The sequence below is a fragment of the Pseudomonas putida group bacterium ESBL64 genome (assembly GCF_045277175.1).
Taxonomy (GTDB): Bacteria; Pseudomonadota; Gammaproteobacteria; order Pseudomonadales; family Pseudomonadaceae; genus Aquipseudomonas; species Aquipseudomonas alloputida.
In genome coordinates this window covers 4,205,764-4,232,183 of sequence record NZ_CP145799.1, presented here as the reverse complement: position 1 = coordinate 4,232,183, position 26,420 = coordinate 4,205,764, and the positions used below count along the sequence as shown (strand labels likewise).

Sequence of the window (26,420 nt, the reverse complement as noted above, 5' to 3'; positions counted from 1 at the left end):
GCCAGCGTGCCCCCAGTCGCAAGCCTTTGCTTGCCGCTGGGGGTAGCGCTCTTTAGACTTACGCCTCCGTCAAGCGTGAGCAGGGTCGATGTCAACTGTCTTTCCCGAAGATTCCGTCGGTCTGGTAGTACCGCAAACCGCCCGGTTCGATGAACCGCTGGCACTGGCCTGTGGCCGTTCACTGGCCAGTTACGAACTGGTCTACGAGACCTATGGCACCCTGAACGCCAGCGCGAGCAACGCCGTGCTGATCTGCCATGCCCTGTCCGGCCACCACCATGCCGCTGGCTACCATGCCGCCACCGACCGCAAGCCGGGCTGGTGGGACAGCTGCATCGGCCCTGGCAAACCGATCGACACCAACCGCTTCTTCGTGGTCAGCCTGAACAACCTCGGCGGCTGCAACGGCAGCACCGGCCCCAGCAGTGTCAACCCGGCCACCGGCAAGCCATATGGAGCCGAGTTCCCGGTATTGACCGTGGAAGACTGGGTGCACAGCCAGGCACGGCTGGCCGACCGCCTGGGCATCCAGCAGTGGGCAGCTATCGTCGGCGGTAGCCTGGGGGGCATGCAGGCGCTGCAATGGACGATGACCTACCCCGAACGCGTACGCCACTGCGTCGACATCGCCTCGGCACCCAAGCTGTCGGCGCAGAACATCGCCTTCAACGAGGTGGCGCGTCAGGCCATTCTTACCGACCCCGAGTTCCATGGAGGCTCGTTCCAGGACCAGGGCGTGATCCCCAAGCGCGGCCTGATGCTGGCACGCATGGTCGGCCACATTACCTATCTGTCCGATGATTCGATGGGTGAAAAATTCGGCCGAGAGCTGAAAAGCGACAAGCTCAACTACGACTTCCACAGCGTCGAGTTCCAGGTCGAAAGCTACCTGCGCTATCAGGGCGAGGAGTTTTCCGGCCGTTTCGACGCCAACACCTACCTGCTGATGACCAAGGCACTGGACTATTTCGACCCGGCCGCCACGCACGGTGGTGATCTGGCCGCCACCCTGGCCCACGTCAAGGCAGACTACTGCATCATGTCGTTCACCACCGACTGGCGCTTCTCTCCGGCCCGTTCGCGCGAGATCGTCGACGCGCTGATGGCCGCGCGCAAGAACGTCTGCTACCTGGAGATCGATTCGCCCTACGGGCACGATGCCTTCCTGATCCCCACACCTCGCTACATGCAGGGTTTCTCGAACTACATGAACCGCATTGCCATCTGAGGACAGCATGAGAGCCGATCTGGAAATCATCCACGACTGGATCCCCGCCGGCAGCCGGGTACTCGACCTGGGCTGCGGTAGCGGCGAACTGCTGGCCTCGCTGCGTGACCGCAAACAGGTCACCGGCTACGGCCTGGAAATCGACGCCGACAATATCGCCGCCTGCGTGGCCAAGGGCGTCAACGTCATCGAACAGGACCTGGACAAAGGCCTGGGCAACTTCGCCAGCAACAGCTTCGACGTGGTGATCATGACCCAAGCCCTGCAGGCCGTGGAATACCCCGACCGCATCCTCGACGAAATGCTGCGAGTAGGCCGTCAGTGCATCATCACCTTCCCGAACTTCGGCCACTGGCGCTGCCGCTGGTACCTGGCGACCAAAGGCCGCATGCCGGTATCGGACTTCATGCCGTATACCTGGTACAACACGCCGAACATCCACTTCTGCACCTTCGCCGACTTCGAAGAACTTGTGCACGAACGCCGAGCCAAGGTACTCGACCGCCTGGCGGTCGACCACTTGCACCGCAACGGGTGGGGTGGCCGGCTATGGCCTAATCTTCTAGGTGAGATCGGCATCTACCGCGTCAGCAGTCCGGGCCTGCAAGAGCATCAGCTCGCGGTCTGACGCCCACCGGAGGAATCGCACCATGCGTCGCCTAGCCCTGTTCCTGATCAGCCTGTGCCTGGCCCTGCCAGTATTGGCTGCCGATGCCGCACGCCCCGAGCGCAAGGAGGTATTTGGCGACGTGACGGTGCACTACAGCGCATTCACCTCGAGCATGCTCCCACCCGAGGTGGCCGCGGCCACCGGCCTGGTGCGCAGCAAGAACCAGGGCGTGCTCAACATTACCGTGCTCAAGGCCGGCAAGCCCACCCCAGCACTGGTCAGCGGTAAGGTCAGAGACCTGACCGGGCGCATCAGCCCGCTGTCGTTCAAGCAGATTACCGAACCGGGCGCGGTGTACTACATCGCCCAGTTCAAGATCGAACAACCAGAAACCGTCACCTTCGACCTGACCATCGAAACCGGCGGCATCAGCAACTCTCTCCGCTTCAACCAGGAAGTGTTCCCAGGCGAATGATGAATTTCCAGCAACTCGTATTGGCCAGCCACAATGCCGGCAAACTGAAGGAACTCCAGGCCATGCTCGGCCATTCCGTGCAACTGCACTCGATTGGTGAGTTCAGCCAGGTGGAGCCGGAAGAAACCGGCCTGTCGTTCGTCGAGAACGCCATCCTCAAAGCGCGCAACGCCGCCCGCATTTCCGGCCTGCCGGCCCTGGCCGATGACTCTGGCCTGGCGGTGGACTTCCTCGGCGGCGCGCCGGGCATCTACTCGGCGCGCTATGCCGATGGCAAAGGTGACGCGGCAAACAACGCCAAGCTGCTCGAAGCCTTGAAAGACGTGCCTGAAGCTGAGCGCAGTGCACAGTTCGTCTGCGTTCTGGCGCTGGTGCGCCACGCCGACGACCCATTGCCGATCTTGTGCGAAGGCCTGTGGCACGGGCGCATCCTGTTCGAGGCCAGCGGCGAGCAGGGCTTTGGCTACGACCCGCTGTTCTGGGTACCGGAGCGCAACTGCTCCAGCGCCGATCTAGCCCCAGCAGACAAGAACCAGCTCAGCCACCGCGCCCGTGCCATGGCCCTGCTGCGCAAACGTCTGGGCCTGGCATGATCGAAATGCTGTCGCCCCCCGGCGCGGCAGGCTTTAGCAGCCTGCCGCCGCTGGCGCTGTACATCCACATTCCGTGGTGCGTACGCAAATGCCCTTATTGCGACTTCAACTCCCACGCAGCCGGGCCTGAACTACCGGAAGATGCCTACGTCACAGCCCTGCTCGACGACCTCGACCAGGAACTGGCTGCCGTACAAGGTCGCCCGATCAGCTCGATCTTCTTCGGTGGCGGTACGCCAAGCCTGTTCAGTGCCAACGCCCTTGGCCGGCTACTGCGTGGCATAGAGCAACGTATTCCGTTCGCGCCAGACATCGAGATCACCCTCGAAGCCAACCCGGGCACCTTCGAGCAGGACAAGTTCAAGGCCTACCGGCAGACTGGTATCAACCGTCTTTCGATCGGCGTGCAGAGCTTCCAGCCAGCCAAGCTGGAGGCACTGGGGCGCATCCACAATGGCGACGAAGCGGTGCGGGCCGCCGACATGGCGCGTGCGGCCGGTTTCGACAATTTCAACATGGACCTGATGCACGGCCTGCCCGACCAGTCGCTGGACGACGCGCTGGGTGACCTGCGCCAGGCCATCGATCTGGGGCCGACACACCTGTCGTGGTATCAGCTGACCGTGGAGCCGAACACGGTGTTCTGGAACCAGCCGCCAGAGCTGCCCGAAGACGACATCCTCTGGGATATTCAGGAAGCCGGCCAAGCGCTGATGGCCGAGCACGGCTACCGCCAGTACGAGGTATCGGCCTACGCCCAGGCAGGCCGCGCCGCCCGCCACAACCTCAACTACTGGCGCTTCGGTGACTTCATCGGCATTGGCGCTGGCGCTCACGGCAAGCTCACCTTTGCCGACGGGCGCATCCTGCGTACCTGGAAGACCCGCCTGCCCAAGGATTACCTGAACCTGGCCAAGCCGTTCAAGGCCGGCGAGAAGCTGCTGCCAGTCGATGAACTGCCGTTCGAGTTCCTGATGAACGCCCTACGCCTGACCGATGGCGTGGAAGCCGAACTGTTCACCCAACGCACCGGCTTGCCACTGTCACAGCTGCAGGAAGCACGCCGCGCCGCCGAACAAAAGGGCCTTTTGCAGGTCGAACCGGATCGACTGGTAGCCACGCCGAGGGGCCAGTTGTTCCTCAATGACCTGCTGCAGTATTTCTTGACCTAAGGATGACCCATGGATCTGGTACTTGATCTGCTCGCGACGGTTTCCCGCTGGAGCCGCAGCAACCTGTCGGAGATTTCACTGGCCTTGGTAGGCTGCCTGCTGGTGCTGTTCGGCACCGATGTCAAAGCCTGGGCCGAGCAGCGCCTGGGCGGCCTCGCGGGCGCCCTGCGCGTGCCGTTCATGGCGCTGATGGTCATGATCGGCAGCGGTGCTGCGCTGATCTATGCCACACCGTGGGTGGTGAAGGGGCTCAGCCAGTTCAACAACTATGCGTTGGCGCCTGTGTTGCTGGTGGTGCTGGTATTGATTGGCGTGGTGGCGGATCGCCGAGGCTGAGCCAATGGCCCCGGGCCCTTGTAGGAGCGGGTTCACCCGCGAAAGGGCCGGCCGTGCTGGCCAATCTCCACCCGCCGTTCACCGTTGCCGCCACTACCGTATTCGCGGGTGAACCCACTCCTACAAAGAAAAAACCGCCCTTCTCAAGGCGGTTTTTTTCGCCTGCATTCCTGCAAGCATCGGCACATCGAGAAGCCGTATCAGCCGCTCAATCGACCTTCTCGAACTTCAAGTCCCACACCCCGTGCCCCAGCCGCTCACCGCGGCGTTCGAACTTGGTGATCGGGCGCTCTTCGGGGCGCGGCACATAGGTGCCGTCTGCCGCACGGTTGCGATAGCCAGGAGCTGCGCTCATCACTTCCAGCATGTACTCGGCATACGGCTCCCAATCGGTGGCCATGTGGAACACACCACCAGGCTTGAGCTTGCGACGTACCAGCTCGGCGAACTCCAGCTGGACGATGCGGCGCTTGTGGTGACGCGCCTTGTGCCATGGGTCTGGGAAGAACAGCATCAGCCGATCAAGGCTGTTATCCGCCACGCAGCGGTTCAGCACTTCGATAGCATCGCAGTCATACACCCGCAGGTTTTTCAGCCCCTGGGTCAGCACGCCATTGAGCAGCGCGCCAACACCCGGGCGGTGCACTTCCACACCGATGAAGTCCTGCTCAGGTGCGGCAGCGGCCATTTCCAGCAGGGAATGGCCCATACCGAAGCCGATCTCCAAGGTGCGCGGGGCCGAACGGCCGAACACCTGGTCGTAGTCCACCGGGCTGTCAGCCAGTGGCAGGATGTACAGCGGGCCGCCTTGGTCCAGGCCGCGTTGCTGGCCTTCGGTCATGCGCCCGGCACGCATCACGAAGCTCTTGATGCGGCGGTGTGGGCGGGCTTCGCCATCGGAGGTGATCGGCGTATCGTGCGATTCAGTCATCAGTTGCTCTTACTTGATCAGACCATCCAGCGGCGAAGAGGCGCTGGCATAGAGTTTCTTCGGCATGCGGCCGGCCAGGTAGGCCATGCGACCCGCGACAATGGCGTGTTTCATGGCCTCGGCCATCAGCACCGGCTGCTGGGCGTGGGCGATGGCCGAGTTCATCAGCACTGCCTCACAGCCCATTTCCATGGCGATGGTGGCGTCGGATGCGGTACCCACGCCAGCATCGACCAGCACCGGCACCTTGGATTCTTCCAGGATGATCTGCAGGTTGTAGGGGTTGCAGATACCCAGGCCGGTGCCAATCAGGCCAGCCAGCGGCATGACCGCGATGCAGCCGACTTCGGCCAGCTGACGGGCGATGATCGGGTCGTCGCTGGTGTAGACCATGACGTCGAAACCTTCCTTGACCAGCACTTCGGCGGCCTTGAGGGTTTCGATCACGTTGGGGAACAGGGTTTTCTGGTCGGCCAGCACTTCCAGCTTCACCAGCGTCCGGGACTCGTGCGATTTGCGCCCATCGAGCAGTTCGCGGGCCAGACGGCAAGTGCGTACCGCTTCCACCGCGTCAAAGCAGCCTGCAGTGTTCGGCAGGATGGTGTACTTGTCGGGCGACAGTACATCGAGCAGGTTCGGCTCGCCCGCGTTCTGGCCAAGGTTGGTGCGGCGCACAGCGACAGTGACGATTTCGGCACCCGAGGCCTCGGTGGCCAGGCGGGTTTCTTCCATGTCACGGTACTTGCCGGTACCGACCAGCAGGCGCGACTGGAAAGTACGCCCGGCCAGGGTGAAGGGCTTGTCGCTACGAACGTTGCTCATCGTTGTTCCTCGGGAAAAGGTTGCAGGGCTTGCTTGTGAACCGCCGGGCTGCTGTCAGCCGCCACCGATGGCGTGGACCACTTCGACCTGGTCGCCGTCATTCAGCAGCGTGCTGTCGTGCTGGCTACGCGGCACGATATCCAGGTTCAGTTCCACTGCAACACGGCGCCCGGTCAGTTCCAGGCGCGCCAGCAGGGCTGCAACGCTTTCGCCGGCAGGCAGTTCGTAAGGTTCACCGTTCAATTTAATGCGCATGCGCACGGCCACCATTGTTCTTTGGGGCCAGCATTCTAGCGCCGAACCGCCCTGCAACCCAAGGGCGGTGCGCGCCATTAGTCGTGATTGTGGACCACTCGGTCAGCCCAGCCGCCAGGCTGCCAGGCCCAGGCACAGCCAGCCGACAAGGAAGCACAAGCCACCAATCGGGGTGATGATGCCAAGCTTGCCAAGGCCACTGAGGGTCAGCAGGTACAGGCTGCCGGAGAACAGCACGATGCCCAACGCAAACAGGCCGCCAGCCCACCCGACCAGGCGCCCGGGCAGGTGCGCCGAGAGCACCGCAACGCCGAAGATCGCCAAGGCATGGACCAGTTGGTAAGTCACGCCGGTATGGAAGATTGCCAGGTAGTCAGCCGTCAGCCGGTTTTTCAGGCCATGAGCGGCGAAGGCGCCCAGGGCGACACCGGTAAAGCCAAAAAAGGCGGCAAGCATCAGGAAGCTGCGAAGCATGGGACGACTCCTTGTATCGGGTCTGTATAATGGCCCCTTCCACCCTTAGGGCCAAGCCATCGACATGCTGTCAACGCTTATCCGTCGCCTCTCCCGCGCCCTGCTCTGGTTCGTTGCCGGCAGCATCGTGCTGGTGCTGGTGTTCCGCTGGGTACCACCGCCCGGCACGGCGCTGATGGTCGAGCGCAAGGTACAGTCTTGGGTGAATGGTGAACCGATCGACCTGCAGCGCGACTGGGAGCCATGGGAGAACATCTCCGATGAGCTCAAGGTTGCAGTCATTGCTGGCGAGGACCAGAAGTTCGCCAACCACTGGGGCTTCGACCTCCCGGCCATTCAGGCGGCGCTGGCCCACAACGAGCGCGGTGGCAACATTCGCGGCGCCAGCACCCTGACCCAACAAGTGGCCAAGAACCTGTTTCTGTGGTCAGGCCGCAGCTGGTTTCGCAAGGGGCTGGAGGCCTGGTTCACCGCACTGATTGAGCTGTTCTGGTCGAAGGAGCGGATTCTCGAGGTCTATTTGAACAGCGCCGAGTGGGGCAAGGGCGTGTTTGGTGCCCAGGCGGCGGCGCGTTATCACTTTGGTGTCGACGCCAGCCGGCTCAGCCGCCAGCAGGCGGCGCAGCTGGCTGCGGTGCTGCCTAGCCCCATCAAATGGAGTGCCAGCCGGCCGAGTGCCTACGTGGCCAGCCGGGCCGGCTGGATTCGCCGGCAGATGAGCCAGCTGGGCGGGCCCAGCTACCTGATGCAGCTGGACTCATCCAGAAAGCTTTGAATGCAGGCCCGGCCCTTTCGCGGGTAAACCCGCTCCTACGGGCAACCGCGTGCCCGGCCTCCTCGCGGGCAAACCCGCGCGTACAGGCAACCGCATCCCCAGCCTCCTCGCGGGCAGACCCGCGCCTACGGGCAACCGCATCCCCAGACTCCTCGCGGGCAAACCCGCGCCTACGGGCAACCGCATCCCCGGCCTCTTCGCGGGCAAACCCGCGCCTACAGGCAACCGCATCCCCTGTAGGAGCGGGTTTACCCGCGAAGAGGCCGGCAAAGCCAGCACAAACAAAAAAGCCGCTCACCCCATAGGGCCAGCGGCTTTTCTTTACAGCCCAGACTCGATCAGGCAGCGATCAGAGCCTTGACCTTGTTCATCGCATTCTTCTCCAGCTGGCGAATACGCTCAGCCGATACGCTGTACTTGTCTGCCAGTTCATGCAGCGTAGCCTTTTCTTCCGCCAGCCAACGCTGGTAGAGAATGTCGCGGCTACGCTCGTCCAGGCCCTGCAGCGCTTCGTGCAGGTTGCTGGTGGAATTGTCACTCCAGTCGGCATCCTCCAACTGCACCGCCGGATCGTAACGGTGGTCTTCCAGGTAATGCGCAGGCGACTGGAAGGCGCTGTCGTCGTCAGCTTCCGCTGCCGGATCGAAGGCCATGTCCTGGCCGCTGAGGCGGCTTTCCATCTCGCGCACTTCGCGCGGCTCGACGCCAAGGCTTTCCGCCACGCGATGCACTTCGTCGTTGTTCAGCCACGCCAGGCGCTTCTTCTGGCTACGCAGGTTGAAGAACAGCTTGCGCTGAGCCTTGGTGGTAGCCACTTTGACGATGCGCCAGTTGCGCAGAATGAACTCGTGGATCTCTGCCTTGATCCAGTGCACAGCGAACGACACCAGGCGCACACCCATTTCAGGGTTGAAGCGCTTGACGGCTTTCATCAGGCCGACATTGCCTTCCTGGATCAGGTCAGCCTGGGCCAACCCGTAGCCGGCATAACTACGGGCGATATGTACGACGAAACGCAGGTGGGCCATCACCATCTGACGAGCGGCCTCGACATCCTGCTCATAATAGAGACGCTCGCCCAGATCACGCTCCTGCTCGACCGTCAGCAGCGGGATGCTGTTGACCGTGTGCACATAGGCTTCCAGGTTTGCACCGGGTACCAGGGCATAGGCAGGTTGCAACGATGTGGTCATTCAAGAACCTCCGACTTACAAAACTCGCACCTTGTGGGCGCTGCCAACATTGACCTGGAACGACGGTACAAGTTCCGCAGTGAAGAAAATGTCAATGCTGGCACGTAAAAACTATCGCGGCGCCAGCTCGTTCAAGTGGCGGGCGACTGCAATCCATGCACCGATATACCCCAACAACACTGCTCCGATCAAGAGCGACAGACCATCGGAAGCCGGAACGCCGCCCAGGGCGAAGTCACTGCCATACAGCCCGGAAAGCCCTACCACCGCCTCGTTCAGCCAGTTCAGGCCAAACGCCAGGATACCCCACGCCAGCAGGCCTGCGCCCAGGCCATACAGGGCGCCCATGTACAGGAACGGCCGGCGCACGTAGGCGTCAGTGCCGCCGACCAGCTTGATCACTTCGATCTCGATACGACGGTTTTCAATGTGTAGACGAATTGTGTTACCGATTACTAACAGCAGGGCAGAAATCAGCATCACGGCCAGGCCGAAGACGAAGCGGTCACCCAGCTTGAGGATGGCTGCCAGGCGCTCGACCCAGACCAGGTCCAGTTGCGCCACGTCCACCCGCGGCAGCTCCGCCAGGCGCTGACGCAAGGCGTCCAGGGCCGGCTTGTCGACCTCGGTCGGGGTTACCACCACCACACCCGGCAGTGGGTTGTCTGGCAGTTCGCGCAAGGCCTCGCCCAGTCCGGACTGCTGCTGGAACTCCTCCAGGGCCTGCTCGCGGCTGACATACTGGGCGTCCGCCACGCCAGGCATGCCCTTGATCTCGTCGCGCAGCGCTTCGCCATCGCGGCTGCCGGCATCAAGCTTGAGGTACAGCGAAATCTGCGCAGCGCGCTGCCACGAACCGCCCAGCTGCTCGACGTTCTTCAGCAACAAGGACAGGCCCATCGGCATGCTCAGCGCCACTGCCATGACCAGGCAAGTGAAGAAGCTGCCGATCGGCTGCTTGCCCAGGCGGCGCAGGCTGTCGGCCAAGCTGGCACGGTGGCTTTCCAGCCAGGCATGCAGCAGGGTGCGGAAGTCCGGGCCATCATCGTCTTCACCGCGCTTTTTCTTCGCAGGTTGCGGATCGGCCGGTTTCGGTGCGACCCGCTCGGAAACCTTCGGCGTGCGTGTAGTGTTCATTGCCCGGCCTCCCCATCGCCGATCAAGCGGCCGCGTTGCAAGGTCAGCATGCGGTGGCGCATGCGCGCGATCAGTGCCAGGTCGTGGCTGGCGATCAATACCGTCGTGCCCAGGCGGTTGATGTCCTCGAACACGCCCATGATCTCTGCAGCCAGGCGCGGGTCGAGGTTACCGGTGGGTTCGTCGGCCAGCAGCAGAGCCGGCTGGTGAACAATGGCGCGGGCGATACCCACCCGCTGTTGCTGCCCGGTGGAAAGGTCGGCCGGGAACAGCTCGCCCTTGTCGGACAGCGACACGCGCTCCAGCGCCGAGTCCACGCGCTTGGCGATCTCGACCTTGGACAGGCCGAGAATCTGCAGCGGCAAGGCAATGTTGTTGAAAACGGTGCGGTCGAACAACAACTGGTGGTTCTGGAACACCACGCCGATTTGCCGGCGCAGGAATGGGATTTGCGCATTGCTGATCTGGCCCAGGTCCTGCCCAGCCAGCATCAGCTTGCCGCTGGTCGGGCGCTCCATGGCCAGCAACAGGCGCAGCAGGGTGCTCTTGCCTGCGCCCGAGTGGCCGGTGACGAACAGGAATTCGCCCCGGCGCGCCCGGAAACTCAGCTCATGCAACCCCACATGACCGTTGGGATAGCGCTTGGCAACCTGCTCGAATCGGATCATGGTCAATCTCGCTCGGCGAACAGAGCCTTGACGAACGGCTCGGCTTCGAAGGTACGCAGGTCGTCGATGCCTTCACCGACGCCGATGAAACGGATCGGGATGTTGAACTGCTTGGCCAGGGCGAAGATCACCCCGCCCTTGGCAGTGCCGTCCAGCTTGGTCAGGGCCAGGCCGGTCAGCTCGACGCTCTGGTTGAAGTACTTGGCCTGACTGATGGCGTTCTGGCCGGTGCCGGCGTCAAGCACCAGCAGCACCTCGTGCGGCGCCTCAACGTCGAGCTTGCCGATGACCCGGCGGACCTTCTTCAGCTCTTCCATCAGGTTGTCTTTGGTGTGCAGGCGGCCGGCAGTGTCGGCGATCAGCACGTCGACGCCACGGGCCTTGGCGGCCTGCACGGCATCGAAGATGACCGAAGCAGAGTCGGCCCCCGTGTGCTGGGCGATCACCGGAATCTGGTTACGCTCGCCCCACACCTGCAACTGCTCGACCGCGGCGGCGCGGAAGGTATCACCGGCAGCCAGCATGACCTTCTTGCCTTCCAGTTGCAGCTTTTTCGCCAGCTTGCCAATGGTGGTGGTCTTGCCGGCGCCGTTCACGCCAACCACAAGAATCACATAGGGTTTGTTCTGGGCCTGTACGTTCAGTGGCTGCTCGACCGGGCGCAGCAGCGCAGCCAGTTCTTCCTGCAACGATTTGTACAGGGCATCGGCATCGGCCAACTGCTTGCGCGCGACCTTCTGGGTCAGGTTCTGGACAATGGCCGAGGTAGCCTCCACACCCACGTCGGCAGTCAGCAGGCGCGTCTCGATTTCGTCGAGCAGGTCGTCGTCGATGACCTTCTTGCCGAGGAACAGGCTGGCCATGCCCTCGCCGATGCTGGCACTGGTCTTGGACAGGCCTTGCTTGAGGCGCGCGAAGAAGCCGGGCTTGGCCTGTTCGACGGGTGCAGCAACAGGGGCGGGTGCCGCGCGTTCCGGGATTGCGGGCGGTGCCTTCGGCTCCAGGTCCGGCACCAGGGCCACGGGCTCTTCGGCAACCGGTAGCACCAGGTTGCTGACCGGCGCTGCGGCCTCGACAGGGGCAGACTCGACAGGGGCCGCCTGCAAGGGCATGGACGCAACCGGCTGCGGTGCAGGTGCCACCAGCGGCTGGGATGCGACCAGCTCTGGCTCAGGCGCCTGCAACGGCTGCGAGGCAACCGGTTCAGGGACGGGGGCCTCGACTACCGGGGGCCGGGCCGGTGCGGCGACCGGCTGCGGCTCAGCCAGCTGTGGGGCAGCAGAGGCCTGAACGGGTTCGGGGGCCTGTGGCGCTTCGGCGGCAGATCCCTCGACCGGAGCGGCTGCAGAATGCTCGACAGCGGGGGGTTCATGCGCGGGCACGCCCGCTCCCGCAGGTGGCTGCGGCTTCTTGCGAAACCAGCTGAACAGGCCTTTCTTCTCACCAGCCTCGGCCGGCGCTTTTTTGTCGTCGTTGGAACCAAACATGGAAGACGGCTATCTCAGGGTAGCGATAGGCCAGCTATGGCCAATCGGGAATTCTCTCTACGCAGAACAGACTATCTTGAAGCCGGCTGGTTCATGCGCAACGTTTTGACTTAGTGTCCTGTGGGCCAGAACGGCGACAGGCATGGTCGCCAGGCAACCGGATCAGTATCCTAGCACCTCCTGGCCCGCCGACGCTAAACCCAGCGGGCCGCCGAACAGGTTAAACACCGTATGAACGCTCTAGCCCGCCGCGCCGCTGGCCTGTTGCTCGGCACGCTCTGCCTGCCGCTCGCGGCCTTCGCCGCCGATGTGCAACCCACCCATGAATTCATCCTCGACAATGGCCTGAAGGTCGTGGTCCGCGAAGACCATCGCGCCCCGGTGGTGGTCTCGCAGATCTGGTACAAGGTCGGCTCCAGCTACGAGACCCCGGGCCAGACCGGCTTGTCCCATGCGCTGGAACACATGATGTTCAAGGGCAGCGCCAAGGTCGGCCCCGGCGAGGCCTCGCGCATTCTGCGTGACCTCGGCGCCGATGAAAACGCCTTTACCAGCGACGACTACACCGCCTATTACCAAGTGCTGGCCCGCGACCGCTTGCCGGTAGCCCTGGAACTGGAGGCGGACCGCCTGGCCAGCCTGCGCCTGCCTGCCGACGAGTTCAGCCGCGAAATCGAGGTCATCAAGGAAGAACGCCGCCTGCGCACCGACGACCAGCCCAATGCCAAGGCATTCGAGCTGTTCCGCGCCATGGCCTACCCGGCCAGCGGCTACCACACGCCGACCATTGGCTGGATGGCCGACCTGGAGCGCATGAAGGTCGAGGAACTGCGCCACTGGTACGAGTCCTGGTACGCCCCCAACAACGCCACCCTGGTGGTGGTCGGTGATGTCACCGCCGCCGAGGTCAAGGGCCTGGCGCAGAAGTATTTCGGCAATATTCCCAAACGCGCCGTACCGCCAGCCAAGCTGCCACTGGAACTGGCCGAACCTGGTTGGCGCCAGTTGACCCTGCACGTACGAACCCAGCTGCCAAGCCTGATCTACGGCTTCAACGTGCCCGGCCTGCCCACCGCCAAGGACCCTCGGACGGTACATGCCCTGCGCCTGATCTCGGCACTGCTCGACGGCGGCTACAGCGCCCGCATGCCGGCCCGCCTGGAGCGTGGCCAGGAACTGGTGGCCGGCGCGTCGTCCAGCTACAACGCCTTCACCCGCGGCGACAGCCTGTTTCTGATCTCGGCGACGCCGAATGTGCAGAAGCAGAAAACCCTCGCCGACGTCGAGAAAGGCATCTGGCAGCTGCTTGAAGAACTCAAGAGCACGCCGCCCAGCGCCGAAGAGCTGGAACGCGTACGCGCCCAGGTCATCGCCGGCCTGGTCTACGACCGCGACTCCATCAGCAGCCAGGCCACCACCATCGGCCAGCTGGAAACCGTCGGCCTGTCCTGGAAGCTGATCGACAGCGAACTGGACGAGCTCAAGCGCGTCACCCCGCAGGACATCCAGAACGCCGCGCGCACCTACTTCACCCGCGAACGCCTGAGCGTTGCCCATGTACTGCCCGAGGAGTCCGCCCATGAGTGATCGCCGCGCACCACGCCCAACCCTGCTGGTCACGGGCATTCGTGCCCTGGCGCTGGCGGCAGTGCTGGCCGCTCCGGCCATGGCCGATAACGCTGCCAAGGCCGACAGCAGCGCAGCCCGCCCGGCCAACACCTTGCAGTCGCTGGCCGAACTGAATGGCAAGGCACCCAGCCGGCGTCAGCTGAACATCCAGCACTGGAACACCGCCGAAGGTGCCCGGGTGCTGTTCGTCGAGGCCCGCGAACTGCCCATGTTCGACCTGCGCGTCACCTTCGCTGCCGGCAGCAGCCAGGACGGCGGCACGCCAGGCCTGGCCGCTCTGACCAACGCCATGCTCAACGAGGGCGTGGCCGGCAAGGACGTCACCGCCATCGCCGAGGGCTTCGAAGGCCTGGGCGCAGACTTTGGCAACGGTTCCTACCGCGACATGGCCGTCGCATCGCTGCGCAGCCTCAGTACCAAGGACAAGCGCGAACCGGCCCTCAAACTGTTTACAGAGGTGGCGGGCAAGCCAACATTCCCCGAGGATGCCCTCAAACGCATCAAGAACCAGATGCTGGCTGGCTTCGAATATGAGAAGCAAAACCCCGGCAAGATCGCCGGCAAGGCCCTTTTCGGCAAGCTCTATGGCGACCACCCCTACGCCCACCCAAGCGACGGCACCGCAGAGAGCATCACGGGCATAAGCCTTGCCCAGCTGCGCGCGTTCCACGCCAAGGCCTATACCGGCGGCAATGCGGTAATCGCCCTGGTCGGCGACCTCAGCCGTGCAGAGGCCGAAGCCATCGCCGCCCAGGTGTCGGCTGGCCTGCCCAAGGGCCCTGCGCTGGCCGCACCGGCCCAACCCACAGACGCCAAGGCCGGCCTGACCCACATCGACTTCCCGTCCAAGCAGACCCACCTGATGCTGGCCGAACTGGGGATCGACCGCCAGGACCCGGACTGGCCAGCCCTGTCGCTGGGCAACCAGATCCTTGGGGGTGGCGCCTTCGGTACCCGGCTGATGAGCGAGGTGCGAGAGAAGCGTGGCCTGACCTACGGCGTTTACTCGGTATTCAGCCCGATGCAGGTACGCGGTCCGTTCATGATCAACCTGCAAACCCGTGCCGAGCTCAGCGAAGGTACGCTCAAGCTGGTGCAAGGCATTCTCGCCGACTACCTGAAGACGGGCCCTACCCAACAGGAACTGGACGATGCCAAGCGCGAGCTGGCCGGCAGCTTCCCGCTGTCCAATGCCAGCAATGCCAGCATCGTCGGCCAATTGGGCGCGATCGGCTTCTACAACTTGCCGCTGACCTGGCTAGAGGACTTCATGCAACAGTCCCAGGCCCTTACCGTCGAACAGGTCAAGGCAGCCATGAACAAACACCTGTCAGCCGATAAACTGGTGATCGTCACCGTTGGCCCGAAAGTGCCACAAAAACCGCTGCCAGCACCCACTGACAAGCCCTCCGAGCAACCGCTCGGGGTACCGGAGCACTAATGCCAAGATCCACCCCTCCCGCCCGCCCGCAAGCGGGCCAAAGCAAGGGCCAGGGCCACCTGCGCATCATCGCCGGCGAGTGGCGCAGCCGCCGCCTGGCGGTGCCGGAAGGCGAAGGCCTGCGGCCAACGCCTGACCGCGTACGGGAAACCGTATTCAACTGGCTGGCACCCTACATCGAGGGCGCCCGCGTGTTGGACGCCTTCACCGGCAGCGGTGCCTTGGTGCTCGAAGCCCTGTCCCGTGGGGCCGAGGATGCCGTGGCGCTGGACAGCAACCCTGCGGCCATCGCCAACCTGAAGAACAACCTCGAAATCCTGCGCTGTCCCCGCGGGCAAATTCTGCAAACCGACGCCCTGCGCTACCTGCAAGGCCCGGCCAAGCAGCAGTTCGATGTCGTGTTCCTCGACCCGCCGTTCCACCAGGACCTGCTGGCCAACACCTGCAACATGCTGGAGCAGCATCAGTGGTTGAGCGAGCAGGCTTGGGTCTACACCGAAAGCGAAGCGGCACCCTCGACCTTGCAACTGCCAGGCAACTGGCGCCTGCACCGCGAGAAGAAGACCGGCCAGGTGCACTACGCACTCTGGCAGCGGGGCTGATTACCCGCCGGGTGGGGTGTAATGGGTTGCCACACCCCATCTGTGCCATGCTTGGAGCTGCACCTTCACTCCCACCAATGGCGCAGGTACTGTGGCGCTGTTTCGTGGCAAGCTAGCAAGGCACATCATGAGCCACCCAGCATGCCCAGCCCCAACGCCACATTCCGTCCGGCCATCGGCCTGTCCAATCCCCACCTGCAGACCTTGTGGGGGCCACTCTGGCGCAAGCTGCCTGAGCTGCAGCGTGACCGCGAACGACTGTGGCTGGCTGACGGCGACTTCATCGACCTGGACTGGCATGGCCCGCACCAACCCCATGCGCCACTGGTACTGGTGCTGCATGGGCTGACCGGCTCGTCTCACTCGCCCTACGTGAAAGGCTTGCAGCAAGCGCTGCAAGGTCGCGGCTGGGCCAGCGTGGCAGTGAACTGGCGGGGTTGTTCAGGCGAGCCCAACCTGTTGCCGCGCAGCTACCATTCCGGCGCCAGCGAAGACCTGGCGGAAATTGTCAGCCATCTTCGCGCCCAGCGCCCGCTGGCGCCGCTGTATGCAGTGGGTTATTCGCTGGGTGGCAATGTATTGTTGAAGTACTTGGGTGAGAGCGGCGTCGCCAGCCAACTGGAGGCAGCGGCTGCAGTTTCGGTACCCTTTCGCCTGGACCACTGTGCCGACCGTATCGGCCAAGGGTTCTCCAAGGTGTATCAGGCGCATTTCATGCGCGAGATGCTGGCGTATGTTCAGCTCAAGCAGCGGCACTTCCACGACCAGGGCCAGCATGAACAGCTGGCGACACTGGAGCGCCTGGGCCAACTCACCAACTTGCGCACATTCTGGGACTTCGACGGTAAAGTCACTGCACCGCTCAATGGCTTTCGCGATGCGCACGACTACTATCGTCGCTCATCCAGCCACTTCTTCCTTGGCCAGAACCGCACGCCAACGCTGATCATCCATTCCAGCGATGACCCCTTCGTGTCCAGCCACAGCCTGCCGACGGCCCGTGAACTGTCACCACAAACCCGCTTCGAACTGCATGACCGCGGTGGGCATGTGGGCTTTGTCGATGGCAGCCTGCGAAATCCGGGGTACTACCTGGAACGACGGATTCCGCAGTGGCTGGTGGACGGCAGCTAGCGCTCGAATGCGTAAAGGCTGCGCGCTCCCACAGAGATTTAACCCGATCTGCTTACTCGCCGGTGGCCACAGCATGCTGCGGATTGTTGATCCACTCGCTCCACGACCCCGCATACAGCTTGCCCAGCGGGTACCCCGCCAGGGCCATTGCAAACAGGTTATGGCAAGCGGTTACCCCAGACCCGCAATAAGACACCAACTGCTCCGGCCCCCGTCCACCCAGCTTTTCGGCAAAACGCTGCTTTAGCTGATCCGCCGGCAAAAAACGCCCGTCAGCCCCCAGGTTGTCGGTAAACGCCGCGCACTGGGCCCCGGGAATATGCCCTGCCACCGGGTCGATCGGCTCCACTTCACCGCGAAAACGCGGCAAGGCACGCGCATCGATCAAGGTCAGGTCTGCACTACCAAGGCGCTTGCCCAGATGGTCGGCATCGATCAGCAGCTTCGCGTCAGGTTCACCACTGAAAGTGCCCTCACGTTTGGGCGGCGGGTCCAGGCTCAACGGCAGGTGCGCCGCGTGCCAGGCCTTCAGGCCACCGTCCAGAATCGCCACACCGCTGCGCTTGCCCAGCCAGACCAGCAGCCACCAGGCGCGAGCGGCAAAGGCGCCGGGGCCGTCGTCGTACAGCACCACCTCGCTGTCGTTGTTCAGCCCCCACTCTCGCAGGCGCTCGACCAGCCGCTGGGCATCGGGCAACGGGTGGCGCCCGGTGCGCCCCTTGCTCACCGGCCCGCTGAGATCCCGGTCCAGGTCGGCAAAATGCGCCCCCTCAATATGCCCCTGGGCATAGCTGCGCTGGCCATAGTCCACATCCTCGAGGGCAAAGCGGCAGTCGAGGATCACCAACTTGGGCGAGCCCAGACGCTCAGCCAACTGCTGCGGGGTGATCAATTGCGCAAGGGGCATGACAATCTCCTGATCGATGGCACTAGGGCCCTGGGCTAGTGCTCCAGGGCCTGGTTGAACGGTACATGGAATTCCTGACACAGCGCGTCCACTGCAGGACGGGCATTGTCGGTGACGAAACCGAGCTCCAGCACCAGCACCTGATAGACGCCGCGCTTGAAGGCTTCTTCACCCAAGTGCGCAGAATGTTCACGCGTGGTGCTGAGAAAACGTACCCATGATGTCAGCACGATCCAGGCGTTGATGGTCAGTGACTCGATCTGCGCCGGCACCATGGCCAGGATGCCAGCCTCGACGAAGCCGCGGTAGATCGCCTGGCCCTGGCGCAGGCAGCGCTCGGAAAAACGCCGGTAACGGGCGGCCAGTTCGGCGTCGCTGTCCAGCAGATGCTCCAGGTCACGGTGCAGGAAGCGGTAGTTCCACATCGCCGCCAGCAAGGCCTTGAGGTAGAAGCGTTTGTCTTCCACGGTTGCCGCGCGGCCCTGCGGCGGGCGCAGAAAGCTGTCCACCAGCGCTTCGTACTGGCTGAACAACAGGGCAATGATCGCCTGCTTGTTGGGGAAGTGGTAATACAGGTTGCCGGGCGAGATTTCCATGTGCGCGGCAATGTGGTTGGTACTGACGCTGCGTTCGCCCTGCTGGTTGAACAGCTCCAGGCTGTTCTGCACGATGCGCTCTCGGGTCTTCATGCGCGGGGCCATGCTCAGCTCCCAGTCTGCGGGCTTTCATCAAAGGTTTATCTTACGGCGTATTACAGATGGAATGCACCGTTGAGCGGCATGGAAAAATTCGCACCATGGTACAAATTAGAGTATAGGCTCTAGGCAACCCCGGCCCGGACTCGACACCACCATGAACTCGCCCAGCGCCTTGCCCCCTCTGCAATTCGACCTCGACCTCGCAACGACGTTCGCGGCCCAGCGCCAGGCCTTTGCCGGTAACCCGCTGCCACCAGCGGCGCAGCGGCGCCAGTGGCTGAAAAGCCTGCGTGAAGCCTTGTTGAGCAGCCAGGCAGAACTGATCGAAGCCATCAGCCAGGATTTTGCCGGGCGCAGCGCCGATGAGACCTTGCTGGCCGAACTGCTACCGTCGGTGCAGGGCCTGCGCCACGCCGAAAAGCACTTGCAAAGCTGGATGCGCACCCGCCGACGCCGCGTCGGCCTGGCGTTCCAGCCGGCCAGCGCACAGGTGCGCTATCAACCCTTGGGCGTGGTCGGCATCATCGTGCCGTGGAACTACCCGCTGTTCCTCGCCATCGGCCCGTTGACCTGCGCCCTGGCCGCCGGCAACCGGGTCATGCTCAAGCTTAGCGAGGCCACGCCCGCGACTGGCCTGGCCCTACAGCAACTGCTCGAGCGTGTGTTCCCCACAGACCTGGTCAGCGTTGTGCTCGGTGAGGTCGAGGTGGGCCAGGCCTTCGCCCGCCTGCCGTTCGATCACCTGCTGTTCACCGGTGCCACCAGCGTGGGCCGCCAGGTGATGCAGGCTGCCGCACACAACCTGACCCCGGTCACCCTGGAGCTGGGTGGCAAATCCCCCGCTATTGTTTCTGAGGATGTGCCGCTGGACAGCGCCGCCGAGCGCATCGCCTTCGGCAAGACCCTCAACGCCGGCCAAACCTGTGTCGCCCCCGACTACGTACTGGTGCCGCGCGAACGGCTGCCCGCCTTCAGCGACGCCTACCAGCGCGCCGTGCACCGCCTGTACCCGCGTATTGCCGACAACCCCGACTACACCGCCATCATCAACCCGCGCCAGTTGCAGCGCTTGCAGCACCTGCTGGACGATGCCCGCGCCAAAGGCGCGCAAGTACTCGACTTGTACCCAGGCGAAGCCCCTCAGGGCCGGCGCCTGCCACCACACTTGCTGCTGGACGTGAACGACAGCATGCAGGTGATGCAAGACGAAATCTTCGGCCCGCTATTGCCGTTAGTGCCTTATGACGGCCTCGACCAGGCCTTGGCCTACATCAACCAGCGCCCACGCCCACTGGCGCTGTACTTCTTTGGCTATGACCGCCGCACCCAGGAGCATGTGCTGCGTCACACCCACTCCGGCGGTGTGTGCCTGAACGACACCTTGCTGCATGTTGCCCAGGACGATCTGCCCTTCGGCGGCATCGGCCCTTCAGGCATGGGCCACTACCATGGTCATGACGGCTTCCTCACCTTCAGCAAGGCCAAGGCGGTACTTGCCAAACAACGCTTCAACGCCGCACGGCTGATCTACCCGCCTTATGGCAAAGCCTTGCAGCGCCTGGTCTACAAACTGTTCATCCGCTGAGGATCGCACCATGCACCGCCGCGACCTGCTGCGTTTCAGCCTCGGCGCCAGTGCTTTTCTGGCGGGTGCCAGCCTGGTGGGGTGCAGCGTGCAAACAGCCGCGACCGGCTTTCAGGTACTCCGTGACGACGACCTGCCACTGCTGCGTGCGCTGATCCCGGTGGTCCTGGCCGGTACACAGGCCACCGAGGCGCCGGTTTTGCGCAGCCTCGACAACAAGCTGGCGGCGTTGTCGCCGGAAATGCTCAAGCTCACCCGGCAATTATTCGACGTGCTCAGCCTGCCGCTGACTCGCGGCCCGCTGACCGGCGTCTGGGGCAGTTGGGGCCAAGCTGGCGCCACACAAGTCACGGCGTTCCTGCAACGCTGGCAGGACAGCTCGCTGAACCTGCTACGCATGGGGCACGCCTCGTTGCTGCAACTGCTGCAAATGGCCTGGTACGAACGCCCCGAATCCTGGGCAGACTGCGGTTACCCGGGCCCACCGAAAATCTGAAAACAACAAGAGCATCGCCAATGCCTGTCCCCGACCCGTTTCGCCAAGGCCTCGAACGCGGCTGGATCACCCACGATGCCTCGCGCCTGGAGCACGACCTGTTTCTGGAGGCCGACATTGCCGTGATCGGCAGCGGTGCCGGCGGCGCCACCAGCGCGCAGATCCTCAGCGCTGCCGGTTTCAAGGTATTGCTGATCGAAGAAGGCCCCCTGAAAACCAGTGGCGATTTCCACCTGCTGGAGAGTGAGGCCTACGCAAGCCTGTACCAGGAAGGCCTGGGACGCATGAGCAAGGATGGCGCCATTACCATCCTGCAGGGCCGCGCCGTGGGCGGCACTACGCTGGTGAACTGGACCTCGAGCTTTCGTACCCCGCCGCAAACCCTGGCGCACTGGGCGTCGGTCCATGGCGTGAACGGTTTGGGCGAGGATGAACTGCGCCCCTGGTTCGAGCGCATGGAGCAGGAACTGGGCATCAGCCCTTGGGCCTTGCCGCCGAATGCCAACAACGAGGTGCTGCGCCGGGGCTGCGAACAGCTGGGCTACCGCTGGGGGGTGATCCCGCGCAATGTGCGCGGCTGCTGGAGCCTGGGCTACTGCGGCATGGGCTGCCCGGTGAATGCCAAACAATCGATGCTGGTGACCCGTATACCTGCCACCCTCGAGCAAGGCGGCGAACTGCTGTACCTGGCGCGGGCCGAGCGCTTCACCCACAACGGCGAACGCATTCAGAGCCTGACATGCCAGGCTCTGGACGCCCAGGGCATACACCCTACTGGCCGGCAGGTCGGCGTGCGGGCACGTCATTACCTCCTGGCCGGTGGCGGTATCAACAGCCCGGCCCTGCTGCTGCGCTCTGCCGCGCCCGACCCGCATGGTCGCCTGGGCAAGCGAACCTTCCTGCACCTGGTCAACTTCAGTGCGGCACGCTTCAGCGAGCGTATCGACCCCTACCATGGCGCCCCGCAATCGATCTACAGCGATCACTTTCAGTGGCAAGGCGACGTAGACGGCCCGGTTGGCTACAAGCTGGAAGTACCGCCGCTGCATCCGGCCCTGGCCAGCACCCTGCTGGGCGGGTACGGCCACGAGAGTGCCCAGCGCATGGCCGAGCTGCCACATACCCATGTGATGCTGGCGCTGCTACGCGATGGTTTTCACCCCGAAAGCCAGGGCGGGGCCGTGGAACTGCGCGGCGATGGTTCACCCGTGCTCGATTACCCGGTCACCGACTACCTGCGGGATGGCTTGCGGCGCGCCTACCGCAGCATGGCGCACATACAGTTCGCCGCTGGCGCCACCCAGGTAACCCCGGTGCACAGCGACGCCAGCGCCGCCTCTCGCCTGGAACAGGCCCTGACCATGATCGACAAACTGCGCCTGGAGCCCTTCCGCACGCGCTTGGGCAGTGCCCATGTGATGGGCGGCTGCGCCCTCGGCGAAGATCCGCGTCAGGCGGTGTGCGACAGCCTGGGGCGCCATCACCAGCTGGAAAACCTGTCGATTCACGACGGCTCGCTGTTCCCCACCAGCATCGGCGCCAACCCGCAATTGTCGGTGTATGCCATCAGCGCCAGGCTCAGCGAAGCACTGGTCAGCCGCCTGGCACACAGCGCATGACAACGAACATGGCCCCTGTCTATAGTGCCATCAGTCGGCCGCATGACTTGGCCGGGGCGCCGTCGCTGCGCTACCATCCGACTCCCCAACGCACTCCAGCCAGGATGACGCGATGAACCGAGTGTTGTACCCGGGTACTTTCGACCCCATTACCAAAGGCCATGGCGATCTGGTCGAGCGCGCTTCGCGGCTATTCGACCACGTGATCATCGCGGTGGCGGCCAGCCCCAAGAAAAACCCCTTGTTCCCACTGGAACAACGGGTTGAGCTCGCCCGTGAGGTCACCAAGCACCTGCCCAATGTCGAAGTCATCGGCTTCTCTTCCCTGTTGGCGCATTTCGCCAAGGAACAGGGCGCCAACGTCTTCCTGCGTGGCCTGCGTGCGGTGTCCGACTTCGAGTACGAGTTCCAGCTGGCGAACATGAACCGGCAACTGGCACCCGATGTCGAGAGCCTGTTCCTGACGCCGTCGGAGCGCTATTCGTTCATTTCCTCGACCCTGGTCCGGGAGATTGCTGCGCTGGGCGGTGATATCAGCAAGTTCGTCCACCCGGTGGTGGCCGACGCACTGACTGAACGCTTCAAGAAGTAAGCCTGACGCCTGATTGTCGCGCCCGCGTGCACTGCGGGCGCGAATGCGGCACAATTGTGCCCATTGCGTTGAACATGCCCGGGCTGTGAGCCCCGGCCGGAGTCCCCATGTCCCTGATCATCACCGACGATTGCATCAATTGCGACGTCTGCGAACCCGAGTGCCCGAACGAGGCTATCTCCCAAGGCGAAGAGATCTACGTGATCGACCCTAACCTGTGCACCCAGTGCGTAGGCCATTACGACGAGCCGCAGTGCCAGCAGGTCTGCCCGGTCGACTGCATCCCGCTGGATGAAGCGCACCCGGAAACCGAAGAACAGCTGATGGCCAAGTATCGCCGGATCACTGGCAAGGGCTGATCACTGCCCTTCGCTGCACGGTCCCTGTGGGAGCGGGCATGCCGCGAACACCGGCGTAGCCGGTGCCATTCATCGCGTCGCCTGCTTCGCAGGCTTGCCCGCTCCCACAGTTACCGCGCCAACGTTCAGGTTTTGCTTCAACAGGTTTGCAGCGAACGTTTCATCGTTGGCAGCGCGGGCAGTACACGCTCGCCCTCTGCCCCAGCTTCACTTCGCGCAACTCAGTGCCGCATACCTTGCACGGCTGCCCGCCACGCCCGTACACAAACAGTTCCTGCTGGAAGTACCCCGGCTGCCCGTCGCCACCGATAAAGTCGCGCAGGGTGGTACCGCCCTGCTCGATGGCCGCCGCCAGCACCCGTTTGATCTCGGTCGCCAGCTTCAGGTAGCGCGCCCGGGAAATCCCGCCCGCCTCCCGGCGTGGGTCGATACCGGCGGCAAACAACGCCTCGGTGGCGTAGATGTTGCCCACCCCTACCACCACCGCGTTGTCCATGATGAACGGCTTGACCGCCATCGACCGCCCGCGGGACAGCTGGAACAGCCGTTCACCATCGAACAGGTCGGTCAGCGGCTCAGGCCCCAGGCGCAGCAGTAGCTCATGGTTCAGAGGGTCCAGGCTCCACAGCATGGCACCAAAGCGGCGTGGGTCGGTGTAGCGCAGCATCAGCCCGGACTCCAGCTCGATGTCGACATGCTCATGCTTGGCCGCCGGCAAGCCCAGCTCGACCAGCCGCAGGTTGCCCGACATGCCCAAGTGGCTGATCAGCGTACCCACTTCGGCATTGATCAACAGGTACTTGGCACGTCGCTCCACGCTGACGATGCGCTGCCCTGACAGGCGCACATCGAGGTCTTCCGGAATCGGCCAGCGCAGACGCCGGTCGCGTACCACCACACGGCTGACGCGCTGGCCTTCCAGGTGTGGCGCAATACCGCGCCGGGTGGTTTCTACTTCTGGCAATTCCGGCATGTGTCAGTGTCCGCCCAACTCGCGAATGTTCTGCTTGAGGTTTTCGAAATCGTATTCCGACAAACCAATGTAATCGAGCACCAACGGGCCGACCACATTCCATTCGTGGTCCACCGCCTGGTTGCCCAGCACACGGTAGGACGCGCAGATATGCTCGGCCATCTTCAGCACCGCCAGCAGGTTTTTCAGCTGGCTCTGGGTATTGCGCGAGGTATCGTCGCGGAACACGGCCAAGGCATTGTGGTGGTTGGCGATGGCCGCACTGAGGTGCTCGGGCAAGCGCCAGGATTTGGCTGTGAAGTAGCCAACCACTGAATGGTTGGTGTTGAACGTGCGGTTTTCGGTATCGACCACGCGTGTTTCTTCGTCGGCCTTGGCGTATGCCTCTTCCAGCACGTCCATGTAATTGGGGAAGCGCTTGAGCATCAACGGCACGCCACAGTCATGGAAGAGGCCAAGGGTATAGGCCTCGTCCGCCGCCTGTATGCCGGTACGCTTGGCCAGCGTCAGGCAGGTCATCGCGACGTCCTGGGCGGTATCCCAGAAGCGGTTGAGGGTAACGATGGTCTCGTCACTCATCTCGCCCTTGATCGACTGGGCGTTGATCAGGTTGATGATCGAACGGCTCCCCAGCAGGTTCACCGCACGCTGGATCGAACCGATCTTGTTGGACAACCCGAAGTGCGGAGAGTTGACCAGCTTGAGCAAGGCGCCGGAGAGGCCCGGGTCCTGGGAAATCAGCTTGGCGATGGTTTCCAGGTCTGGGTCAGGCATGTACTGCTCGAACTGCAGATCGACCATGATCTGCGGTTGAGGCGGGATGGTGATGCCTTGCAAGGCTTGCTGGATCTGTTCGGCGCTGAGTTCTTGGGACATACGTACACACTCGTTTAGGACGGGGGATTTTAACCCTCTAAGCGCCCCCGGGCACCACACCTGTAAAAGCTAAAGCACTGCAGACACGCTATAATCCCGCTCTTTTTCCCGGAGCGACGTCATGTCCCTGCCCAGCCTTCGCCTCAAAGCCAATGCCGACCGCCGCCTGCGCGCCGGCCACCTGTGGGTCTACAGCAACGAAGTCGATGTCAGCGCGACCCCTTTGCAAGGCTTCCAGGCGGGTCAGCAGGCCATTCTCGAGGCAGCCAACGGCAAGCCGCTGGGCATCGTCGCACTGAGCCCGAACAACCTGATCTGCGCCCGCCTGCTGTCACGCGACATCAAGCTGCCGCTGGACAAGTCGCTGCTGGTACACCGCCTGAACGTCGCCCTGTCGCTGCGCGAGCGCCTGTTCGACCAGCCGTGCTACCGCCTGGTCTACGGTGACTCCGACCTGCTCCCAGGCCTGGTGGTCGACCGTTTCTTCGATATCCTCGTGGTGCAGTTGGCCTCGGCCACCATGGAAGCGCACAAGGATGACGTGATCGCCGCACTGGTGCAGGTGCTCAAGCCCAGCGGCATCCTGTTCAAGAACGATTCGGCCGCGCGCGACGCCGAAGGCCTGCAGCGCTATGTCGAGACCGTCTACGGCGAAGTACCGGACTGGGTGCCGCTGGAAGAGAACGGCGTCAAGTTCGAAGCCCCGGTGCGCGAAGGCCAGAAGACGGGCTGGTTCTACGACCACCGCATGAACCGCGCCCGCCTGGCACCGTACGTGAAGGGCAAGCGTGTACTCGACCTGTTCAGCTATATCGGTGGCTGGGGCGTACAGGCCGGTGCCTTCGGCGCCAGCGAAGTGTTCTGTGTCGATGCCTCGGGCTTTGCCCTGGACGGCGTGGAGCGTAACGCTGCACTGAACGGCATCAGCGAGAAGCTGACCTGCATCGAAGGCGACGTGTTCGAAGCCCTGCGCGAGCTCAAGGCGGCCGAAGAACGCTTCGACGTGATCATTGCCGACCCGCCTGCCTTCATCAAGCGCAAAAAAGACCTGAAAAACGGCGAAGCGGCCTACCGCCGCCTGAACGAACAGGCCATGCGCATGTTGAACAAAGACGGCATCCTCGTCAGCGCCTCGTGCTCGATGCACCTGCCCGAGGACGACCTGAACAACATCCTGCTGACCAGCGCCCGCCACCTGGACCGCAACATGCAGCTGCTCGAGCGAGGCGGTCAGGGCCCGGATCACCCGGTACACCCGGCCATCGCCGAAACCCGCTACATCAAAAGCATCACCTGCCGGTTACTGCCAAACAGCTGATATCTGCCAAAAAGGGCCGCCCAGCGGCCCTTTCC

Annotated in this window: 28 protein-coding genes and 1 pseudogene; 17 read left to right on the top strand and 12 right to left on the bottom strand. The window is 63.5% G+C overall.

Features of this window, described 5'->3' with window-relative positions:
- The first annotated feature begins 88 nt into the window (after nt 1-88).
- The 6 genes from V6093_RS19295 to V6093_RS19270 are packed head-to-tail and all read left to right on the top strand — an operon-like array spanning nt 89 to nt 4,414.
- The gene (locus tag V6093_RS19295) at nt 89-1,228 is read left to right on the top strand and encodes a homoserine O-acetyltransferase (protein WP_003249108.1); all 1,140 of its coding nucleotides are present in this window, start codon (nt 89-91) and stop codon (nt 1,226-1,228) included.
- Nucleotides 1,229-1,235: 7 nt separating this feature from the next.
- Nucleotides 1,236-1,856: a methionine biosynthesis protein MetW gene (gene metW / locus V6093_RS19290; RefSeq protein ID WP_003249106.1), complete on the top strand. Its 621-nt coding sequence runs from the start codon at nt 1,236-1,238 to the stop codon at nt 1,854-1,856.
- Nucleotides 1,857-1,878: 22 nt separating this feature from the next.
- On the top strand, nt 1,879-2,313 hold the full coding sequence (locus V6093_RS19285; RefSeq protein ID WP_047603637.1) for a DUF4426 domain-containing protein: 435 nt from the start codon (nt 1,879-1,881) through the stop codon (nt 2,311-2,313).
- Nucleotides 2,310-2,906, top strand: coding sequence for an RdgB/HAM1 family non-canonical purine NTP pyrophosphatase (rdgB, locus tag V6093_RS19280; protein WP_003249101.1), 597 nt, complete (start codon nt 2,310-2,312; stop codon nt 2,904-2,906). Before V6093_RS19285 ends, rdgB begins: the two co-directional genes overlap by 4 nt.
- Nucleotides 2,903-4,078, top strand: a complete 1,176-nt coding sequence (gene hemW, locus V6093_RS19275; protein WP_003249098.1) for a radical SAM family heme chaperone HemW — start codon at nt 2,903-2,905, stop codon at nt 4,076-4,078. The genes rdgB and hemW overlap by 4 nt, the downstream gene beginning before the upstream one ends.
- A 9-nt stretch (nt 4,079-4,087) precedes the next feature.
- Nucleotides 4,088-4,414 (top strand): DUF3392 domain-containing protein, encoded by a 327-nt coding sequence (locus tag V6093_RS19270; protein ID WP_003249095.1) that lies wholly within the window; start codon nt 4,088-4,090, stop codon nt 4,412-4,414.
- Nucleotides 4,415-4,622: 208 nt separating this feature from the next.
- Here the strand turns inward: V6093_RS19270 and trmB are convergent, their stop codons facing one another.
- The 4 genes from trmB to V6093_RS19250 all read right to left on the bottom strand — a co-directional run bounded on the left by trmB (nt 4,623) and on the right by V6093_RS19250 (nt 6,896).
- Complete coding sequence (gene trmB / locus V6093_RS19265) at nt 4,623-5,345, bottom strand: tRNA (guanosine(46)-N7)-methyltransferase TrmB (RefSeq protein ID WP_012053963.1); 723 nt, start codon at nt 5,343-5,345, stop codon at nt 4,623-4,625.
- A gap of 9 nt (nt 5,346-5,354) precedes the next feature.
- Nucleotides 5,355-6,167 carry a thiazole synthase gene (locus V6093_RS19260; protein WP_003249091.1) on the bottom strand — a complete coding sequence of 271 codons (813 nt, stop codon included), beginning with the start codon at nt 6,165-6,167 and terminating at the stop codon, nt 5,355-5,357.
- Nucleotides 6,168-6,221: 54 nt separating this feature from the next.
- Nucleotides 6,222-6,422 (bottom strand): sulfur carrier protein ThiS, encoded by a 201-nt coding sequence (thiS, locus tag V6093_RS19255; protein WP_003249090.1) that lies wholly within the window; start codon nt 6,420-6,422, stop codon nt 6,222-6,224.
- 102 nt (nt 6,423-6,524) lie between these two features.
- Nucleotides 6,525-6,896, bottom strand: coding sequence for a DUF423 domain-containing protein (locus V6093_RS19250; protein ID WP_010955645.1), 372 nt, complete (start codon nt 6,894-6,896; stop codon nt 6,525-6,527).
- A 29-nt stretch (nt 6,897-6,925) separates the two neighbouring features.
- Between V6093_RS19250 and mtgA the strand changes: the two are divergent.
- Nucleotides 6,926-7,671, top strand: a pseudogene (mtgA, locus tag V6093_RS19245) (monofunctional biosynthetic peptidoglycan transglycosylase).
- Nucleotides 7,672-8,009: 338 nt separating this feature from the next.
- Here the strand turns inward: mtgA and rpoH are convergent.
- The 4 genes from rpoH to ftsY form a co-directional block, all read right to left on the bottom strand.
- Nucleotides 8,010-8,864, bottom strand: coding sequence for an RNA polymerase sigma factor RpoH (rpoH, locus tag V6093_RS19240; RefSeq protein WP_003249083.1), 855 nt, complete (start codon nt 8,862-8,864; stop codon nt 8,010-8,012).
- Nucleotides 8,865-8,975: 111 nt separating this feature from the next.
- On the bottom strand, nt 8,976-10,001 hold the full coding sequence (gene ftsX, locus V6093_RS19235; RefSeq protein WP_003249081.1) for a permease-like cell division protein FtsX: 1,026 nt from the start codon (nt 9,999-10,001) through the stop codon (nt 8,976-8,978).
- Nucleotides 9,998-10,669, bottom strand: coding sequence for a cell division ATP-binding protein FtsE (ftsE, locus tag V6093_RS19230; RefSeq protein WP_003249079.1), 672 nt, complete (start codon nt 10,667-10,669; stop codon nt 9,998-10,000). The genes ftsX and ftsE overlap by 4 nt, the downstream gene beginning before the upstream one ends.
- A 2-nt stretch (nt 10,670-10,671) precedes the next feature.
- Nucleotides 10,672-12,156: a signal recognition particle-docking protein FtsY gene (gene ftsY / locus V6093_RS19225; protein ID WP_265977850.1), complete on the bottom strand. Its 1,485-nt coding sequence runs from the start codon at nt 12,154-12,156 to the stop codon at nt 10,672-10,674.
- 231 nt (nt 12,157-12,387) lie between these two features.
- Between ftsY and V6093_RS19220 the strand changes: the two genes are divergently transcribed.
- The 4 genes from V6093_RS19220 (at nt 12,388) to V6093_RS19205 (ending at nt 16,962) form a co-directional block, all read left to right on the top strand.
- Complete coding sequence (locus tag V6093_RS19220; RefSeq protein ID WP_064613753.1) at nt 12,388-13,743, top strand: pitrilysin family protein; 1,356 nt, start codon at nt 12,388-12,390, stop codon at nt 13,741-13,743.
- Nucleotides 13,736-15,226 carry a pitrilysin family protein gene (locus tag V6093_RS19215; protein ID WP_047603643.1) on the top strand — a complete coding sequence of 497 codons (1,491 nt, stop codon included), beginning with the start codon at nt 13,736-13,738 and terminating at the stop codon, nt 15,224-15,226. The genes V6093_RS19220 and V6093_RS19215 overlap by 8 nt, the downstream gene beginning before the upstream one ends.
- A complete protein-coding gene (gene rsmD / locus V6093_RS19210; protein ID WP_003249075.1) occupies nt 15,226-15,828 on the top strand; it encodes a 16S rRNA (guanine(966)-N(2))-methyltransferase RsmD in 603 nt (200 codons plus the stop codon). Before V6093_RS19215 ends, rsmD begins: the two co-directional genes overlap by 1 nt.
- Nucleotides 15,829-15,969: 141 nt before the next feature.
- Entirely contained in the window at nt 15,970-16,962 is a 993-nt protein-coding gene (locus V6093_RS19205; protein ID WP_003249073.1) for a hydrolase, read from the top strand.
- A 52-nt stretch (nt 16,963-17,014) separates the two neighbouring features.
- Here V6093_RS19205 and V6093_RS19200 read toward each other — a convergent pair whose 3' ends face one another.
- Together V6093_RS19200 and V6093_RS19195 are read right to left on the bottom strand one after the other, a co-directional pair.
- Nucleotides 17,015-17,869 carry a sulfurtransferase gene (locus V6093_RS19200; protein WP_047603645.1) on the bottom strand — a complete coding sequence of 285 codons (855 nt, stop codon included), beginning with the start codon at nt 17,867-17,869 and terminating at the stop codon, nt 17,015-17,017.
- A 35-nt stretch (nt 17,870-17,904) separates the two neighbouring features.
- Nucleotides 17,905-18,570, bottom strand: a complete 666-nt coding sequence (locus tag V6093_RS19195) for a TetR/AcrR family transcriptional regulator (protein ID WP_003249070.1) — start codon at nt 18,568-18,570, stop codon at nt 17,905-17,907.
- A 151-nt stretch (nt 18,571-18,721) separates the two neighbouring features.
- Here V6093_RS19195 and V6093_RS19190 point away from each other — a divergent pair, with 151 nt between their 5' ends.
- From V6093_RS19190 to V6093_RS19170, 5 genes are all read left to right on the top strand, one after another.
- Nucleotides 18,722-20,152: a coniferyl aldehyde dehydrogenase gene (locus V6093_RS19190; RefSeq protein ID WP_019752691.1), complete on the top strand. Its 1,431-nt coding sequence runs from the start codon at nt 18,722-18,724 to the stop codon at nt 20,150-20,152.
- 10 nt (nt 20,153-20,162) lie between these two features.
- A complete protein-coding gene (locus V6093_RS19185; RefSeq protein ID WP_004575473.1) occupies nt 20,163-20,648 on the top strand; it encodes a hypothetical protein in 486 nt (161 codons plus the stop codon).
- Nucleotides 20,649-20,668: 20 nt separating this feature from the next.
- Nucleotides 20,669-22,267, top strand: coding sequence for a GMC family oxidoreductase (locus V6093_RS19180; RefSeq protein WP_265977851.1), 1,599 nt, complete (start codon nt 20,669-20,671; stop codon nt 22,265-22,267).
- A 112-nt stretch (nt 22,268-22,379) separates the two neighbouring features.
- The gene (gene coaD / locus V6093_RS19175; protein WP_003249065.1) at nt 22,380-22,859 is read left to right on the top strand and encodes a pantetheine-phosphate adenylyltransferase; all 480 of its coding nucleotides are present in this window, start codon (nt 22,380-22,382) and stop codon (nt 22,857-22,859) included.
- Between the two features lie 107 nt (nt 22,860-22,966).
- Nucleotides 22,967-23,218: a YfhL family 4Fe-4S dicluster ferredoxin gene (locus V6093_RS19170; RefSeq protein WP_003249063.1), complete on the top strand. Its 252-nt coding sequence runs from the start codon at nt 22,967-22,969 to the stop codon at nt 23,216-23,218.
- A 160-nt stretch (nt 23,219-23,378) separates the two neighbouring features.
- Here V6093_RS19170 and mutM read toward each other — a convergent pair whose 3' ends face one another.
- Nucleotides 23,379-24,191: a bifunctional DNA-formamidopyrimidine glycosylase/DNA-(apurinic or apyrimidinic site) lyase gene (gene mutM / locus V6093_RS19165; RefSeq protein ID WP_004575471.1), complete on the bottom strand. Its 813-nt coding sequence runs from the start codon at nt 24,189-24,191 to the stop codon at nt 23,379-23,381.
- A gap of 3 nt (nt 24,192-24,194) precedes the next feature.
- A complete protein-coding gene (locus V6093_RS19160; RefSeq protein ID WP_173881454.1) occupies nt 24,195-25,013 on the bottom strand; it encodes an HDOD domain-containing protein in 819 nt (272 codons plus the stop codon).
- Nucleotides 25,014-25,188: 175 nt separating this feature from the next.
- Between V6093_RS19160 and V6093_RS19155 the strand changes: the two genes are divergently transcribed.
- Nucleotides 25,189-26,385, top strand: a complete 1,197-nt coding sequence (locus V6093_RS19155) for a class I SAM-dependent rRNA methyltransferase (RefSeq protein WP_004575470.1) — start codon at nt 25,189-25,191, stop codon at nt 26,383-26,385.
- The last annotated feature ends 35 nt before the right edge of the window (nt 26,386-26,420 follow it).

What these genes read in the sequence shown, in the direction of transcription:
- V6093_RS19295 (WP_003249108.1), top strand. Translation starts at nt 89, where the DNA reads ATGTCAACTGTCTTTCCCGAAGATTCCGTCGGTCTGGTAGTACCGCAA.
- metW (WP_003249106.1), top strand. Translation starts at nt 1,236, where the DNA reads ATGAGAGCCGATCTGGAAATCATCCACGACTGGATCCCCGCCGGCAGC.
- V6093_RS19285 (WP_047603637.1), top strand. Translation starts at nt 1,879, where the DNA reads ATGCGTCGCCTAGCCCTGTTCCTGATCAGCCTGTGCCTGGCCCTGCCA.
- rdgB (WP_003249101.1), top strand. Translation starts at nt 2,310, where the DNA reads ATGATGAATTTCCAGCAACTCGTATTGGCCAGCCACAATGCCGGCAAA.
- hemW (WP_003249098.1), top strand. Translation starts at nt 2,903, where the DNA reads ATGATCGAAATGCTGTCGCCCCCCGGCGCGGCAGGCTTTAGCAGCCTG.
- V6093_RS19270 (WP_003249095.1), top strand. Translation starts at nt 4,088, where the DNA reads ATGGATCTGGTACTTGATCTGCTCGCGACGGTTTCCCGCTGGAGCCGC.
- trmB (WP_012053963.1), bottom strand. Translation starts at nt 5,345, where the DNA reads ATGACTGAATCGCACGATACGCCGATCACCTCCGATGGCGAAGCCCGC.
- V6093_RS19260 (WP_003249091.1), bottom strand. Translation starts at nt 6,167, where the DNA reads ATGAGCAACGTTCGTAGCGACAAGCCCTTCACCCTGGCCGGGCGTACT.
- thiS (WP_003249090.1), bottom strand. Translation starts at nt 6,422, where the DNA reads ATGCGCATTAAATTGAACGGTGAACCTTACGAACTGCCTGCCGGCGAA.
- V6093_RS19250 (WP_010955645.1), bottom strand. Translation starts at nt 6,896, where the DNA reads ATGCTTCGCAGCTTCCTGATGCTTGCCGCCTTTTTTGGCTTTACCGGT.
- rpoH (WP_003249083.1), bottom strand. Translation starts at nt 8,864, where the DNA reads ATGACCACATCGTTGCAACCTGCCTATGCCCTGGTACCCGGTGCAAAC.
- ftsX (WP_003249081.1), bottom strand. Translation starts at nt 10,001, where the DNA reads ATGAACACTACACGCACGCCGAAGGTTTCCGAGCGGGTCGCACCGAAA.
- ftsE (WP_003249079.1), bottom strand. Translation starts at nt 10,669, where the DNA reads ATGATCCGATTCGAGCAGGTTGCCAAGCGCTATCCCAACGGTCATGTG.
- ftsY (WP_265977850.1), bottom strand. Translation starts at nt 12,156, where the DNA reads ATGTTTGGTTCCAACGACGACAAAAAAGCGCCGGCCGAGGCTGGTGAG.
- V6093_RS19220 (WP_064613753.1), top strand. Translation starts at nt 12,388, where the DNA reads ATGAACGCTCTAGCCCGCCGCGCCGCTGGCCTGTTGCTCGGCACGCTC.
- V6093_RS19215 (WP_047603643.1), top strand. Translation starts at nt 13,736, where the DNA reads ATGAGTGATCGCCGCGCACCACGCCCAACCCTGCTGGTCACGGGCATT.
- rsmD (WP_003249075.1), top strand. Translation starts at nt 15,226, where the DNA reads ATGCCAAGATCCACCCCTCCCGCCCGCCCGCAAGCGGGCCAAAGCAAG.
- V6093_RS19205 (WP_003249073.1), top strand. Translation starts at nt 15,970, where the DNA reads ATGCCCAGCCCCAACGCCACATTCCGTCCGGCCATCGGCCTGTCCAAT.
- V6093_RS19200 (WP_047603645.1), bottom strand. Translation starts at nt 17,869, where the DNA reads ATGCCCCTTGCGCAATTGATCACCCCGCAGCAGTTGGCTGAGCGTCTG.
- V6093_RS19195 (WP_003249070.1), bottom strand. Translation starts at nt 18,570, where the DNA reads ATGGCCCCGCGCATGAAGACCCGAGAGCGCATCGTGCAGAACAGCCTG.
- V6093_RS19190 (WP_019752691.1), top strand. Translation starts at nt 18,722, where the DNA reads ATGAACTCGCCCAGCGCCTTGCCCCCTCTGCAATTCGACCTCGACCTC.
- V6093_RS19185 (WP_004575473.1), top strand. Translation starts at nt 20,163, where the DNA reads ATGCACCGCCGCGACCTGCTGCGTTTCAGCCTCGGCGCCAGTGCTTTT.
- V6093_RS19180 (WP_265977851.1), top strand. Translation starts at nt 20,669, where the DNA reads ATGCCTGTCCCCGACCCGTTTCGCCAAGGCCTCGAACGCGGCTGGATC.
- coaD (WP_003249065.1), top strand. Translation starts at nt 22,380, where the DNA reads ATGAACCGAGTGTTGTACCCGGGTACTTTCGACCCCATTACCAAAGGC.
- V6093_RS19170 (WP_003249063.1), top strand. Translation starts at nt 22,967, where the DNA reads ATGTCCCTGATCATCACCGACGATTGCATCAATTGCGACGTCTGCGAA.
- mutM (WP_004575471.1), bottom strand. Translation starts at nt 24,191, where the DNA reads ATGCCGGAATTGCCAGAAGTAGAAACCACCCGGCGCGGTATTGCGCCA.
- V6093_RS19155 (WP_004575470.1), top strand. Translation starts at nt 25,189, where the DNA reads ATGTCCCTGCCCAGCCTTCGCCTCAAAGCCAATGCCGACCGCCGCCTG.